Below are 14,338 nucleotides of genomic sequence, written 5' to 3'. Positions count from 1 at the left end.
ACGCTATTTTCGAGTTCAATTTTAATAATAATTAATTTTGAACTCGTTTTTTTTTATAGGTTTGTTATCTATATTAATTTTATTTGAAACGTTCAGTACATGATTGATTTTTTTACAAATATTCCGTGGTATGTATGGCTATTGCTGATTATTCTTGTTATTGCTATTCGAGATGTTTTTTTTCAAAAAGCACATACAATTTCACACAACTTCCCCATTGTAGGACATATTAGATATTGGCTAGAGAGTATTGGACCAGAAATGCGCCAGTATTTTGTTTCGAATAACAGAGAAGAATTACCCTTTAACCGTATTGAACGTGGGTGGATTTACGCTTCTGCTAAGAACGAGAATAATTATGAAGGTTTTGGTACGGATAGAGATATTTATGCGCACCAATATATCTTCGTGAAAAATCAGATGATGGCGTATGAAGTACCAGAAAACCATCCTAATATAGAAGATAAAAGTTTTATTCCTTGTGCCAAGGTAATTGGTGCCTACAACAAGCGTAGAAAACCATACCGACCTGCATCTGTCATTAACGTATCAGCCATGAGTTTTGGCTCACTTTCTGCAGCGGCGGTGTCGGCTATGAATAAAGGAGTTGGCTTAGCAGGTGCTTATCATAACACAGGCGAAGGTGGACTATCCCCGTACCACAAACAAGGTGGTGATGTTGTTTTTCACTTTGGTACAGGATATTTTGGTGTTCGTAGTGATGAAGGAAGCTTGTCTATAGAAAAGCTAAAAAAACTCGTTGCAGATAATCCGTGTATAAAAGCGATTGAGATTAAGCTGTCTCAAGGTGCTAAACCAGGAAAAGGGGGTGTTTTGCCAGGTGCAAAAATAACACCCGAACTAGCAGAAATTAGAGGTGTAGAAGTAGGTAAAGATGTATTATCTCCTGCGACCCACAAAGCATTTAAGTCTGTACCTGAATTATTACAGTTAATTGAAAAAATAGCAGAAGAAACAGGTTTACCTGTTGGGATAAAGGGAGCTATTGGAAAATTAGACCAATGGGAAGAATTGGCAGATGTCATGAAAAAAACAGGCAAAGGTCCTGATTTTATTACGGTTGATGGTGGTGAAGGTGGTACAGGTGCTGCTCCTCCAAGTTTTGCCGATCATGTATCTTTACCTTGGGTATATGGTTTCTCTAGTGTTTATAAAGTATTCTTGAATAGGGATTTAACCGATAGGATTGTGTTTATTGGTAGTGGTAAATTAGGTTTTCCGGCTAAAGCAGCTATGGCCTTTGCTATGGGCGCAGATTGTATTAATGTTGCCCGTGAGGCAATGATGAGTATTGGTTGTATCCAAGCACAGGTATGTCATACAAATCGCTGTCCTACTGGTATAGCAACACAAAGCAAATGGTTACAAAACGGAATAGATATTTCGTTGAAATCAGAACGTTTGGCACAATATTTCAAAACATTTAGAAAAGAATTTTTAGAAATTACACATGCTGCAGGTTATGAACATCCATGTCAGTTTCATATGGAAGATATTCAAGTGAATGTAGATGATACCGATTTAAATAGAGATTTAAGATCCACATATAAATATCAGAAGAATCCAGTTCCTTTTAATGGTGTACAAGAATTATACGATTGTATGCATTTAGGAGGAAAAAAAATGAATTAATAATTTACCTATGGCATTTGATTACGGGAAAGATACATTAGGCATAAAAAATCCTTTTAAATTAGAAGGTTTTTTAGAATTAACACGAGGACTCCTTATCCTAATACTTGGAATTATACTAGTTTTTAATATCTCATCAGATTTAAATTCGGGATTAAAATCAACCGCATGGTTAAAACTAGGAGTTGCTTTGTCTTTTTTATCATGGGGTGTTTATTCCTTAATACGCGGTAGTTTTTATATGTTCCGTTTTTTGGTGGGCAGAAATGTACCTGGGAATTTGAGTAACGAGAAAGATGACCGCAAAAACATGGCTTATAAACCAAGTGAACTAGCAGAAATGCTTAAAAAACGGTTGAATTTTACTTTTCAAGAAAAAGATAATTTCTTCTCTAGATTTGTAATTACGCTTATTCCCAACTTTTTATTTTTACCACCGGCATATAGAGCTATGATAGATGGTGTTTCGGTTGCGGTTATTAAATCAATCGTTTCCGTTCTCATATTTTTATTAGGCCTTTTTACTATTAAAACCGGGATGCTAGATGTACATAATGCAAATACTATTTTAGAATGGTATGCCTTAATATTATCTCTATATCTTTTAGTGGTTTGGTATAAAAACAGGCCTACAAATGCAAAATTAAATACGAAAATTTCTCGTAGGATTAGTGTAAAGGCGATTATTATCCCTATTGTATTAGCAATTATTTTGCCTGTAGTTATGGCAAAATTATCAGAAACTACTGTCGATTTTATTCCACTTGGTATCAGTGTTTTTGGCAGTATATTCACCCTATTATTTTTAGGAATATTAACGACTTTCGCTGCCTTTTTTTTAGCTAAAACTAGAGTAAATGAAACAGTACCTAATACCGCTGTTAGTGAATATTTAAATGAATTGCAACTAGAGCACCATCCAAGGGATTTGTTTCGCTTTTTCGATTTAGAAATGGCTAATAAAAGGTATAAAGAATTACCGAATAGAATTTATAGAGAAATGAACCCTGTTCTAGAATTTGAAGGAGCACAAAATAAAGGAAATTTTAAAGGAGATACCATTCAAGAAACACAACCCATATACCGCGAAGTTTTAGTAAGTAAAAAAATGGAACAAATACGCTTTATTATTGCTGTTGTTGGTCGGTTAATGGCTGTTTCAGGATGTGTTATCATTTTTTTAAACCTGAATAGTTTTGCCAATGATTTTTCATTTAGAAATTATTTCAACACTTTTTTCTTTGCCGCTATTTTGTTCACTTTCCAGTATTACTGGGTTAGAATTGCTCATATATTTTGGGGAGAAATGCAGTTTACGTCACATTTAGTGCAATTTACGTCACATGGTACTTTTAATGAATCGAAAATAGCAACAGGAATGTCTGTGTATGATAGTACCCGCAGTGAGAATACTATTATGCATACAAAATCTACGTCTTGGATTTTTGTTAGTGAAATTGTGACCACTACCCTTGCCGATGTTTCAACGAATAATTTAGAAGGCTTTCGTTTTATTTTAGAAATGGATAAAGATGATAATTTCTTAAATGATATTGTCAATTGTATTAGCGGACATATTGATAAAAATAAAGTACTTGCCGGCATTAATTCCAACAGCGATATTGAGAATATCTCTAATTTGCATAAATTTAATGAAATTACAAGAGCTCCAGATTCTAAAACTATTGGAGAATTAAAAAATAATAATCCAGAAAATCTAGAAGAATAATTTAATTTAGCCCCATAAATCTTATAATAAAATGATTAAATATTTTACACTTTTAAGTATACTTTTCGTAAGCGTTAATTCGATACAAGCTCAGAAAAAATCTGATCTCTTACTAGAAATTCAAAATTTAAAAGCATCTAAAGATTCTATTAACAATATGTTGGTTGTTTCAAGAAAAAGAGAAGTGGTAAGTAAAACAGAAGCTGATTCTTATAAATCACAAGCAGATGAGTTATTGGTTACGAATAAATCTTTAATGCAAAATATCAATAATTTCACTAAGGCTTCTATTGAAAAGTCTGATAATATTGGAAAAACATTAGAAAGCTTACGTGACAAAGAAGCTAAATTGAAGTTTATTAATGATAAATTCAGCAGTCATGATTCTATCGCATTAGCGATATTAACCGACTTAAAGAAGAGTCTAGGCGAAAATAGCAATCTTAATGTAGCGAATGGAGCTGTGATAATTTCCTTAAATGAGGCTACAAGAAATGGTATAGCGTCTAAAGATGTGACGACTGAAGCGCTATTATCAAAAATAGCAACGGTTTTAAAGCGATATGCAGATGCTTTGGTAACTATTGAAGGCGTAAGCAATACGGGTGAGTTTGATGTAGCATTAAATCAGGCTACTGTTTTGGCCAATATGTTCCAGAAACAATTTGGAATAGTTAATAATCGTTTGATAGCAACGACCAAAGATGGAGGATTTACAGAAGGTTTAAATATTCGTATTTCACCAAAATTTGATACCTTTTATTTTTCAGTCCGAGAACAAATTAAAGAGAATAATTAAAAATTGATTTGATAAGACAAATTAATAAAATGCGTTACGTATCATTCAAGATGAATTTTTAATTACTTTCGCGCGAAATACATAAATAGTATTTATAATTATGGAACAACAAGAATTTTTAGAGAAAAATGTATTTGTCGATTTAAAAAATGTTAATGAGAATTTTGAGGCTGATGGGATTCATTATTTTTCAGAAGCTGATTTTGAAACAATCTTACAAAAATGTGAATATTCTGGAATTGGTATCTATACTATTGAAGCACAATTAAATGGTGCATCTTTTGGTATTTCTAGCCATGAAACGCACAACAAAAAAGCTACAGATCCAAAATGGTATAAAAAAGCATTTTTCAATTTTAAGAAAGGGGAATCTGGCATGATATATACCGCAACCTATAAGGTTTCCACTAAACTTTTAATGAGATAAATTTCATTAAAATACTTTTTTAAATATTACTTCGTTTTAAAATCAATAACCAATTAAAACCACAAGTATTATGAACGGAGAACAGATTCTACAAGCTTTCGCTTATTTATTGCCATCTATAGTTACAGGCGTTGTTGCTTTTTACTTTTTTAAAATGCATACTAAAAATGAAGAAGGTCGTAGAAGATATTTACTGCAAAAAGATACGCAAAAACATACCTTACCTATTCGCTTACAAGCCTATGAGCGTATGGCTTTATTTTTAGAACGTATATCTATACCTAGTTTGGTAGTGAGAGTTGCTCCGTTAACATCTAGTAAAAATGATTATGAATTGCTTTTGATACGAACTATTGAAACCGAATTTGATCATAATTTATCACAACAAATATACCTAACAGATGACTGCTGGAATATTATTAAAGCAGCAAAGAGTGCTACCATTCAATCCATTAGAAAAGCAGCTTTAAGCGCAGAAAATGCAGATAAATTTAGGGAAGATGTATTGAGTGATACTATGGATAAAGCTTCACCGTCTGCTACTGCGTTATCTTTTGTAAAGAAAGAAATAAGTAATCTTTGGTAAGCTTTGCATCTATTTATTTTTCTTTAAATTTTTCTTCGGCATAACTAAATCCTTGCAACCACCACTCTCGCATTAGTTTTTTATTGAAAACGAGAGAGTTTTCGGTAAGTCGAGTGGGCGTGTAATACAAATTTAATTTCACGCCGTTGTGCTTGGCGGCTAAAACACCTTCAGAAACATCATGGTATTCTATTTGGTCCAGTACAAAGCCGTAAATACTTAGCATTAGAGAAAATGGGTTTTTACCCAATACTTTATTCTGATTCAAATTTTCGGATTCTAAGATAATCGCATCAACTTCTGTGGCTCCTCTTCGGATAGCTTCTCGGATCGGAACAACACATCCTAATCCTCCATCGCCATATTCATGGCCATTGCGTTTTACTAATGACATAAATGGAATATAATTACAAGAAATCCAAATCCAATCACAAAACTCTTCGTAAGTAAAATCATTTAACTCCTTGTACTCTACCCTATTTTTTGATAAATTAGAAACCGTTACAATTACTTTTTTGTTTGAATTTTTTATTAAATTAAATTCTTCAGGAGAGAAATTCTTTTTAATGGTTCTGCGCAAGGCACCGCTTTCTCCAAATGTTCTTTTACGTTTTAAAAATTGCAAGAATGTCGTAAAATAGTTAATAGTTACAAATTCACGACCATCTTTTTTCTTTACTATAAACGGATTTAAACTAAAAATAGAAAGTTGATTTACATTGGTATAAATATCATAAAGTTTACCAACATTATTTAGCGATAATTGCGGAATTAATAGGCTACCCGTAGAGGTGCCAAGAAATAGATCATATTCCTTTTTCTTAATCTCCATAAGGTATTGTGCAACTCCACCAGCAAAAGCACCTTTACTCCCACCTCCACTTATTACTAATGCTTTCAAATTTTTAATTTTTTATTGGTTGGTTCCTTCTGGTTCTAGCGGACTACTTTCTGAGGTTTTGAATTTAGCATAGTTAAATCCACTTTTCCACCAAGCAGTCATTTTAGCTTTGTCAAAAATAAGTGAATTTGTAGTTAAAACAGTGGGAGTGTAATAAAAGTTAATGATTGCATTATTATGGCTTGCTACATACTTCCCTATTCTTATATTTTGATGCTCTATACGATCCAGCATAAACGCAAACATATTGGTTAATAATGAAAAAACATTTTTAGAAGGCATCCGGTTTAAATGTGTGACTTCTGTTTGTAAAATTATAGCATCTATCGTGGTAGCACCACGTTTAATAGCTTCTTCAATAGGAACCATAGTACCTAAACCACCATCAGCATATTCACAACCATTTTTCTTTACTAAGCTCATGAATGGCGTATAGTTACAAGAGATCCATACCCATTCGCAAAACTCATCATAGGAAAAATCATTAATTGATTTATATTCTACTTGGTTAAGAGATAAGTTAGAAACAGTTACCACGATATCTTTAGTACCATTTATTAGTTCTTCAAATTCTGACATAGTTATAGTATTTTTAATCAGCTTTAGAAGCTTATGGCTCTCTCCAAAGGTTTTACTTCCGCGGTAAAAATTTTTCAGCACATTAAAATGGTGGATTCCTATACTTTCAACACCATGCTTTTTTTGTATAGAGAATGGACAATTACTAAAAATGTCCTCTTGACTTACAGAGGTATAAATATTTTTTATTTTTTCTATTTTTTTAAGCCCCAAATGAGAAATTAAAAGACTCCCCGTAGATGTTCCTATAAGTAGATCATACTCCCGTTGTGCCTCTTCAATAAGATATTGCGCAACACCACCTGCAAAAGCACCTTTGCTCCCACCTCCAGAAATTACTAATGCTCTCATACTACTCTAGTTTATTAGTAAGATACAGTTTTTCTTTTTCATTTAATTTAGGCAACAAAGTAATAATTCTATTTTTATAGGCTTCATCTTTTAGCAACTCATCAAATAATGTTCTTGCAAATTTTTTAAACTGCCAACTGTGATGGATACTAGCCTTTGCTAAATCTTCTAAGTTGGTATCTGTTAATCCAAAAGTTTGAAACAAATATTGAAAAGCGGTTTCACGTGTTTTAGGATCGTATTTAGGATTAGTATAACTCCCCAATTCATCAAAATAGTCTTTGGTTTTTAAACTGTTATAATCTTCAGTAACCAAGGCTAGTGTTAGCCATAATAGACGCACATTTTTATCAGAGAAACCAATGATATCTTTTGTTTGGTCCAAATACTTTTTTCTTTGCTCAGGAAAGTTCAAAAAGAGTCGGTATAGTGCATTCTCTACCGTAATATAACTTTGATCTTCTAAGAGCGATTCAAAATCTGGCTGCAAGCCCGCAGGAATTTGAACCGTTTTTAATAGCAATGCCTGTCGTAATTTTAATCTATTTGAAGCCAATATTTTCTTGATAAAATCTTCTGAAAATAATTCGGAATAGTTTAGAATGATTCTTTTTTTCAATGCGATAGAAGTGGATGCATCATAGGCCTTTTCAATTAAAGCTGCCTGTTCTTTTTGCGCTATTAAAGCACCTACTTCATGTTGAAGTTTTATAAAAGTGGCTATGCTTGAAGAATTCTTTTTCAAATACGTTAACGCAGCTTCATTGGGAAATTCTTTTCCTTCCAACCATACTGTCTCAAAACTGTCTAAGGGTTTGCCACAGGCAGCCTCCATTTCCTGAAGAAACTCTTTTATTGTTACATTCCTAAATTTGTATTTTTCTAAATACTTCGGAATCCCTTTTTTGAAGGTCTCTGCTCCTATTTCATTTTTAAGCATTATCAAAGCCCAGGCGCCTTTCTCGTAAAAGGTGAGGCTACTTGCTTTCGGGTCTTGTAAAGACTCTCCTTTGCCATCTACAGTACTGTTCTGCAAAGTTTCTGCAGTATCAAATAATTTCCAATAGAATTCTTCATCTCCCAAAAGTTCTTTTTCTGCTAGTAGTGCATAGTAGGTAGCAAAACCTTCTTGCAGCCAATGATGATGACCATCTACCTCTGTTACTAAATCTCCAAACCATTGATGTGCTAATTCGTGTGCATTGATATTTACATAATTTTTATCAACAAAAGCAATGGAATCTATCATATACCCATCGGAAAAAATAGTTATGGTTGTATTTTCCATTCCTGCATACAGAAAATCTTTAACAGGTACTTGTTTGTAATTTTGCCAAGGGTAATCCATTCCGATTTCACGTTCTAAAAAATCGAAAATTTCTTTAGAATAGCGATAGGTTGGTTCAAACTTTATACTGTCTTTATGATAATAATATAGCTCTAGAGGAACACCGCTATTACTGGTTACCGTTTTTTTGTCATATTTTGCAATAGCAAAAGCTAAGAGATAACTACTCATAGGCTGTTCCATGTCATAGGACCAAGTAGTCATATCGTTTGCGTTTTTTTTGGCGTCAATTAATATACCATTGGCAATTACTTGATAATCAGAATCAAACGTAATATTTAAGTCAAAGACCACTTTTTCATTCATATCATCAAAACTTGGCAACCATTGGCTAGTGTATTTTCCCTGACCCTGTGTCCAAACTTGTTTATTTGTACTAGTAGCATCATCCCAACCAATAAAATAAACGGTTTGCTTAGGTTGCGCTACATAAGAAAGATGTAGTGTCTGTGATTTTCCTTTCTTAAACCGTTTTTTTATAATAATATGTTTTTCATCATTAACATACTTAACTTTTTTACCATTAAGTTTTAGGGCTGTAAAATTGATGTTTTTAGCATCTAGAAAAATACTATCCACATCTTTTAAAACCTCAAAAGAATAGGTTACCGTGCCTATAATTTGCTTTTCCTTAGGAAGAATAGAAAGTGAAGCTGTACCAGAGATAAAATCGACCGATTTCTGCTCTTGAGCATTTAAAAAAGTAGAAAGAAAACAGATAAAAGTTAAAAATAAATTCCGCATATTTTAATAAAATTCAAAATCAATACCAAAATAAGCAATTTGGTTTTTGTTCCTTTGTTTCTAAGGAGTATTTTAGTCGCATGAATGCAAATTTTTTACAAACTCCCATTGCTTATTTAAAAGGTGTTGGTCCTAATAGGGCTAATAGTTTGCAGTCAGAGCTTGGCATTCAAACCTATCAAGATCTTATCAATCTATTTCCTCATCGCTATATTGATAAGACACAGTACTATAAAATTAAGCTATTACAGCAAAATTCTTCAGAGGTTCAGGTAGTTGGAAAAATTACCCATATTAAATCTGTAGCACAAAAAAAAGGGAACCGCTTAGTTGCAACCTTTATAGATGATACAGGTAAAATGGAATTGGTATGGTTTAGAGGGCAGAAATGGATTCGTGAGAATTTGAAGATCAATGTACCCTATGTAGTTTTCGGAAAAACTAATTTTTACAATGGCACTTTTTCAATGCCACACCCAGAAATGGAATTACTTGTGGATCATGAAAAGGGTTTAAAGATATACATGCAACCCGTGTATCCTTCTACAGAGAAACTGAGTAATAAAGGGATTACCAATAGAGTACTAAGTAAGTTAATTCAGCAGATATTTGTAGAACTGAATGGGAAGTTTACGGAAGCACTCTCTCCTAAAATTATAGAAGAGCTCCATTTAATTTCTAAGAGTGAAGCGATGTTTAATATTCACTTCCCTAAAAATCAAGAACTTTTAGCCAAAGCTCAATTCCGATTAAAATTTGAAGAGCTTTTTTATATTCAGCTGCAACTCATTGCTAAGAATATGTTGCATAAAAAGCGTATTAAAGGCTTTCCTTTTGATAAGGTAGGTACTATTTTTAATGATTTTTACAGCAACCATTTGCCATTTGATCTTACAAATGCACAAAAACGAGTTCTGAAAGAAATTCGGGCAGACTTAGGGAGCAATGCACAAATGAATAGGCTATTGCAAGGTGATGTTGGTTCAGGTAAAACAATCGTTGCTTTAATGGCGATGTTATTAGCAATTGATAACGGATTTCAGGCCTGCTTGATGGCACCTACAGAGATTTTAGCGAATCAACATTTTGTAGGTATCCAAGAACTGTTAGAAGGCGTGGGCATTACGGTTTCGCTATTAACTGGTTCCGTTAAAAAGTCCTCTCGAAAGGTGATACACGAGCAGTTAGAAAGTGGGGAACTTCAAATTTTAATAGGCACCCATGCCCTATTGGAGGATAAAGTGCAGTATAAAAATTTAGGCTTGGCCATTGTAGATGAACAGCATCGTTTTGGTGTAGCACAGCGTTCTAAATTATGGCATAAGAATACGATACCACCACATGTTTTAGTGATGACAGCCACGCCAATCCCCAGAACCTTGGCGATGAGTTTGTATGGCGATTTAGATATTTCTGTGATTGATGAATTACCTCCAGGTCGTAAGCCTATTAAAACAGTACATCGGTATGATTCTAACCGATTAAAAGTATTTCATTTTATCCGGGAGGAAATTAAAAAAGGAAGACAGATCTATGTGGTTTATCCTTTAATTCAAGAATCTGAAGCCTTGGATTATAAGGATTTAATGGATGGCTATGAAAGTATTGCGCGTGATTTTCCACAGCCTGAATATCAAATTTCTATTGTACATGGGCAAATGAAACCTGTGGATAAAGAATATGAAATGCAGCGTTTTGTAAAGGGTGAAACGCAGATTATGGTAGCAACAACAGTTATAGAAGTGGGCGTTAATGTACCCAATGCTTCTGTGATGATTATAGAAAGTGCGGAACGCTTTGGATTATCACAATTGCACCAATTACGCGGGCGTGTTGGCCGTGGAGCAGACCAAAGTTTTTGTATTCTGATGACCAGTTTTAAACTATCTGCAGAAGCAAAAACGCGGTTGGAAACGATGGTCCGTACCAACGACGGTTTTGAAATCGCAGAGGTGGACTTAAAACTCCGTGGTCCTGGAGATTTAATGGGAACCCAGCAAAGCGGCATGCTAAATCTAAAGATTGCAGATATCGTCCGAGACAATGACATTCTAAAAACAGCCCGTTACTATGCTTTACAACTCTTAAAAGACGACCCCACCCTTGCTAAAGATGAGAATGCCGTAATTAATTATACCTATGCACAATTAGTTACCCATAAAAATATTTGGAAGTATATTAGTTAGTGTATAATTGCTAGTACCAAATCTTAATAAAATATAAATATGTTAGGCTTTACCAAAGTCTGAATGGATAATTTTAACTTTTTAAATTACAACTTCAAAATTTAAATAATAATTATACTTTTTAAAAGGATTGTAATTTAATAATTTTTCAACCTCTTTTATTTTTTCTTAGACACTCTTTCTAAAGTATTTTTATTTTGTGAAGTGCAAGGTTTTTTAAAATAAGTTTTAGTATTTAGATGTTGATTTAATATTGCTTTCCATCATTAAATCAACTTCGATATCTCCATTCTTTTTTTTAACAACTTATGGTCTTAAACTTAGGGCAACTCTTTGGATTATAACTTCTAGATTGTCGTCTACTTGCTTTAATTGGGCGTGTTCGCCGATATATCTTTTTTTTATTCTTCCTCGAGTGGGTATTTTGTACTTTAACTTTCTTGATGTTGAACTTATTACATTAAGTTAGATTCTTTTACTGCGCAATAATATACATCAAGTTATATTCTGTTTTTTTGAAATATAGTATTTGAAATGATAATTTTATGCACGACAATTTATAAAAATAGGCTAAAAATTTGGTTATTGTTGACCATCCCAGGCGGAATCAAAATCATAAGGACTTAAGCCAACTCTTCGATAGGTTGTGCTTATTATTTGATCATTTTCATCTCTTATTTCTATTTTGGCCATAGCGAGTTCCCCGTCATTTAAAGAGAATTTAAATCCGAAAAGAGCGTATGTACTGTAATCAGTAAATAATGTCCATTCATTTAATTTATAGTTAAAAGTGCTGCCAAGATAATTACCAGCAAGCCAAGATCCCGAACCTCCAGCATAATGAGTAACTCTTACATCAATATTATTATTTAATAATAGTGTCGAATGTATTATGTCAAGAAATCCTTCTGATGAGTCGAAAATATTTATATCATAATCCGGAGCTGTACTTTTCAAACCAATCAATGTATAATTAATACTAATCGTTGTTGTCTTTGTTATTCCACCTGAAGTTACATCAAAATTTAAGATGTGATCTCCGATTATATCTTGAGGATTATAAAACTCATTAATTATATTAAAACTTTCAATTGTATATTCATCTCCTGAATTATAACCTGCAAATGGTAGATTAAAATTATTCGTATATTTTACAGTGTAACTTAAAGATTGGTTGGCACTTACATTTACTCTTTCATAAAATCCAGTAACTCCAAATGAATCATCTGTTACAGTAGAAGTCAGTTCAAAATCAATCGATGAAACTACTATTGTAACATTGTATGCTTTAGTACTTCCATTTGCAGCAGCAACAGTATATTCTACAGGGTTTGTAAAGTCTTGAGCCACCCCTGTATCTGGATTTATAGTATTTCCATTATGAATTATTGCAGGTGTTAAACTACTCGCATCTGTTCCGGCAGGAAGTGTTACCGTAATCGTTGTTCCTGAAATAACACCAGCAACTCCGTCAATACTAAATGATGTAATATCCTTCGTATCACTAAGGGTAGGCATAATAACCGTTACCGAATATTCTTGAGTATCTAAGTTATCAGCTGTCACCGTATAGGTAATCGGGTTTGTAAAATCTTGAGCTATTCCTGTATCTGGATTTATAGTATTTCCATTATGAATTATTGCAGGCGTTAAAGTACTTACATCTGTTCCAGCAGGAAGTGATACTGTAATTGTTGTTCCTGATATAACGCCAGCAACTCCATCAATACTAAATGATGTAATGTCATTATCACTACTAAGGGCTGGAGCTAAACTCACCGTAATAGTATACACTTTAGTAGTTCCATCTGCTGCGGTAACGGTATACTCCACAGGATTGGTAAAGTCTTGCGCTACTCCAGAAGTAGGATTTACAGAAGCACCAGTATGAATAACAGTAAGATTTAATGCGGTAACATCTGTTCCTGCTGGTAAGATTACGGAAATATTGGTTCCTGTAATAATTCCATCAACTCCATCAATTATAAAATCAGTAATATCTTTAGCATCATTTCCTTCGACACTTAAAGTAACGGTATATTCTTGTATCGTTTGATCTTGAGCCGTAACCGTATAAATTACTGGATTCGTAAAGTCTTGAGTTGTTTCTGATTCTGGGGAAATACTTGCTCCTGTATGTATAATTACTGGAGATAAAGCAGTTAAGTCAGTACCTTCAGGAAGTACAAGGTTAATGGAAGTTCCACTAGGAGTTCCTGCTACTCCGTTTACTATAAATGATGTAATTTCCTTTTCTGTAGAAAGCTCATCTACAACTTCAAAACTTACGGTTTTAACTATTTCTTGTCCGTTTGAATCTTTTAATAAAAACTCCAAAGTTGTTTGTCCTACTTCAGTAGAAACATACGTTAGGGTATACGTTCCTGGTAAAATGCTAACAAATTCATTTAAGGTTTCGCTTGTTCCGGTTGGAGAAGAAGTTAGGTTACCTGTTCCTTCTGTAAACGAATAGTTTCTTTCATATGTAACTCCTGTACCTGTAGTTTCACTCCCTAAAACAACAGTGATATCTTGTGATGTACCTAATAAAACTTGTCCTGTAGGACCTGTAGCAGTCCAAGAAACGGGAACGTTTGATATAGTATAACTTAAAGTTACTGCTTCCGCAAAACCAAAAGTATCTTCTGCGGTAAAAGTTATCGAGTGATCGCCAATTTTTGTGGCAATATAATTCAGTGAGGCTGATAATGGATTCAACCCTATTTTATCTCCTTCCGAAATAGTAGCTCCAGATTCATCTTGAAAATACCCTTCGCCTGTATTAATTTTATAGGAATACGTATAAGAATAGCTATCTACCAATTCTTCTGGAGTAACCGTAATGGAAGTCGCGAGAGGTGTATTGATAAAACCATCTGCCACATGAGTTTCTGAAATTTCAAATTCTACCTCTGTATAAAGACCTACCTCTTTGGTGCAGCTAATTATCACTAATAAAATTAAACTAAAACAGAGCCCTATATTTTTCATGTTAGATTCTTTAAATATTCAAAAAATAATTTGTAAATATTTAT

The 14,338-nt window shown here is 33.4% G+C and carries 10 protein-coding genes; 6 read left to right on the top strand and 4 right to left on the bottom strand.

All coding sequences use genetic code 11. From position 1 onward, the window contains the following. Window positions 1-99: 99 nt before the first annotated feature. From GQR94_RS19365 to GQR94_RS19345, 5 genes are all read left to right on the top strand, one after another. Window positions 100-1,653: an FMN-binding glutamate synthase family protein gene (locus tag GQR94_RS19365; RefSeq protein ID WP_158978347.1), complete on the top strand. Its 1,554-nt coding sequence runs from the start codon at window positions 100-102 to the stop codon at window positions 1,651-1,653. A gap of 10 nt (window positions 1,654-1,663) precedes the next feature. Beyond that, window positions 1,664-3,382 carry a hypothetical protein gene (locus GQR94_RS19360; RefSeq protein WP_158978345.1) on the top strand — a complete coding sequence of 573 codons (1,719 nt, stop codon included), beginning with the start codon at window positions 1,664-1,666 and terminating at the stop codon, window positions 3,380-3,382. Between the two features lie 31 nt (window positions 3,383-3,413). Beyond that, window positions 3,414-4,181 (top strand): hypothetical protein, encoded by a 768-nt coding sequence (locus GQR94_RS19355; RefSeq protein ID WP_158978343.1) that lies wholly within the window; start codon window positions 3,414-3,416, stop codon window positions 4,179-4,181. 100 nt (window positions 4,182-4,281) lie between these two features. After that, complete coding sequence (locus GQR94_RS19350) at window positions 4,282-4,608, top strand: hypothetical protein (protein WP_158978341.1); 327 nt, start codon at window positions 4,282-4,284, stop codon at window positions 4,606-4,608. A 70-nt stretch (window positions 4,609-4,678) separates the two neighbouring features. Continuing rightward, window positions 4,679-5,194 carry a hypothetical protein gene (locus GQR94_RS19345; RefSeq protein ID WP_158978339.1) on the top strand — a complete coding sequence of 172 codons (516 nt, stop codon included), beginning with the start codon at window positions 4,679-4,681 and terminating at the stop codon, window positions 5,192-5,194. A gap of 13 nt (window positions 5,195-5,207) precedes the next feature. Here the strand turns inward: GQR94_RS19345 and GQR94_RS19340 are convergent, their stop codons facing one another. Genes GQR94_RS19340 through GQR94_RS19330 form a run of 3 tightly spaced genes read right to left on the bottom strand, consistent with a single transcriptional unit; the run spans window position 5,208 to window position 9,117 of the window. After that, window positions 5,208-6,095: a patatin family protein gene (locus GQR94_RS19340; RefSeq protein ID WP_158978337.1), complete on the bottom strand. Its 888-nt coding sequence runs from the start codon at window positions 6,093-6,095 to the stop codon at window positions 5,208-5,210. A 12-nt stretch (window positions 6,096-6,107) separates the two neighbouring features. Then, window positions 6,108-7,025 (bottom strand): patatin family protein, encoded by a 918-nt coding sequence (locus tag GQR94_RS19335; RefSeq protein WP_158978335.1) that lies wholly within the window; start codon window positions 7,023-7,025, stop codon window positions 6,108-6,110. A gap of 1 nt (window position 7,026) precedes the next feature. After that, on the bottom strand, window positions 7,027-9,117 hold the full coding sequence (locus GQR94_RS19330; protein WP_158978333.1) for a M1 family metallopeptidase: 2,091 nt from the start codon (window positions 9,115-9,117) through the stop codon (window positions 7,027-7,029). An 80-nt stretch (window positions 9,118-9,197) separates the two neighbouring features. Between GQR94_RS19330 and recG the strand changes: the two genes are divergently transcribed. Then, window positions 9,198-11,303 (top strand): ATP-dependent DNA helicase RecG, encoded by a 2,106-nt coding sequence (recG, locus tag GQR94_RS19325; protein WP_158978331.1) that lies wholly within the window; start codon window positions 9,198-9,200, stop codon window positions 11,301-11,303. A 582-nt stretch (window positions 11,304-11,885) separates the two neighbouring features. Here the strand turns inward: recG and GQR94_RS19320 are convergent. Beyond that, window positions 11,886-14,294, bottom strand: a complete 2,409-nt coding sequence (locus GQR94_RS19320) for a DUF5018 domain-containing protein (RefSeq protein ID WP_233268493.1) — start codon at window positions 14,292-14,294, stop codon at window positions 11,886-11,888. Window positions 14,295-14,338: the final 44 nt, after the last annotated feature.

It is taken from the genome of Cellulophaga sp. L1A9, from assembly GCF_009797025.1.
Classification (GTDB): Bacteria; Bacteroidota; Bacteroidia; order Flavobacteriales; family Flavobacteriaceae; genus Cellulophaga.
The sequence above is the reverse complement of the archived record's forward strand: the minus strand, read 5'-3'. Positions and strand labels throughout refer to the sequence as shown.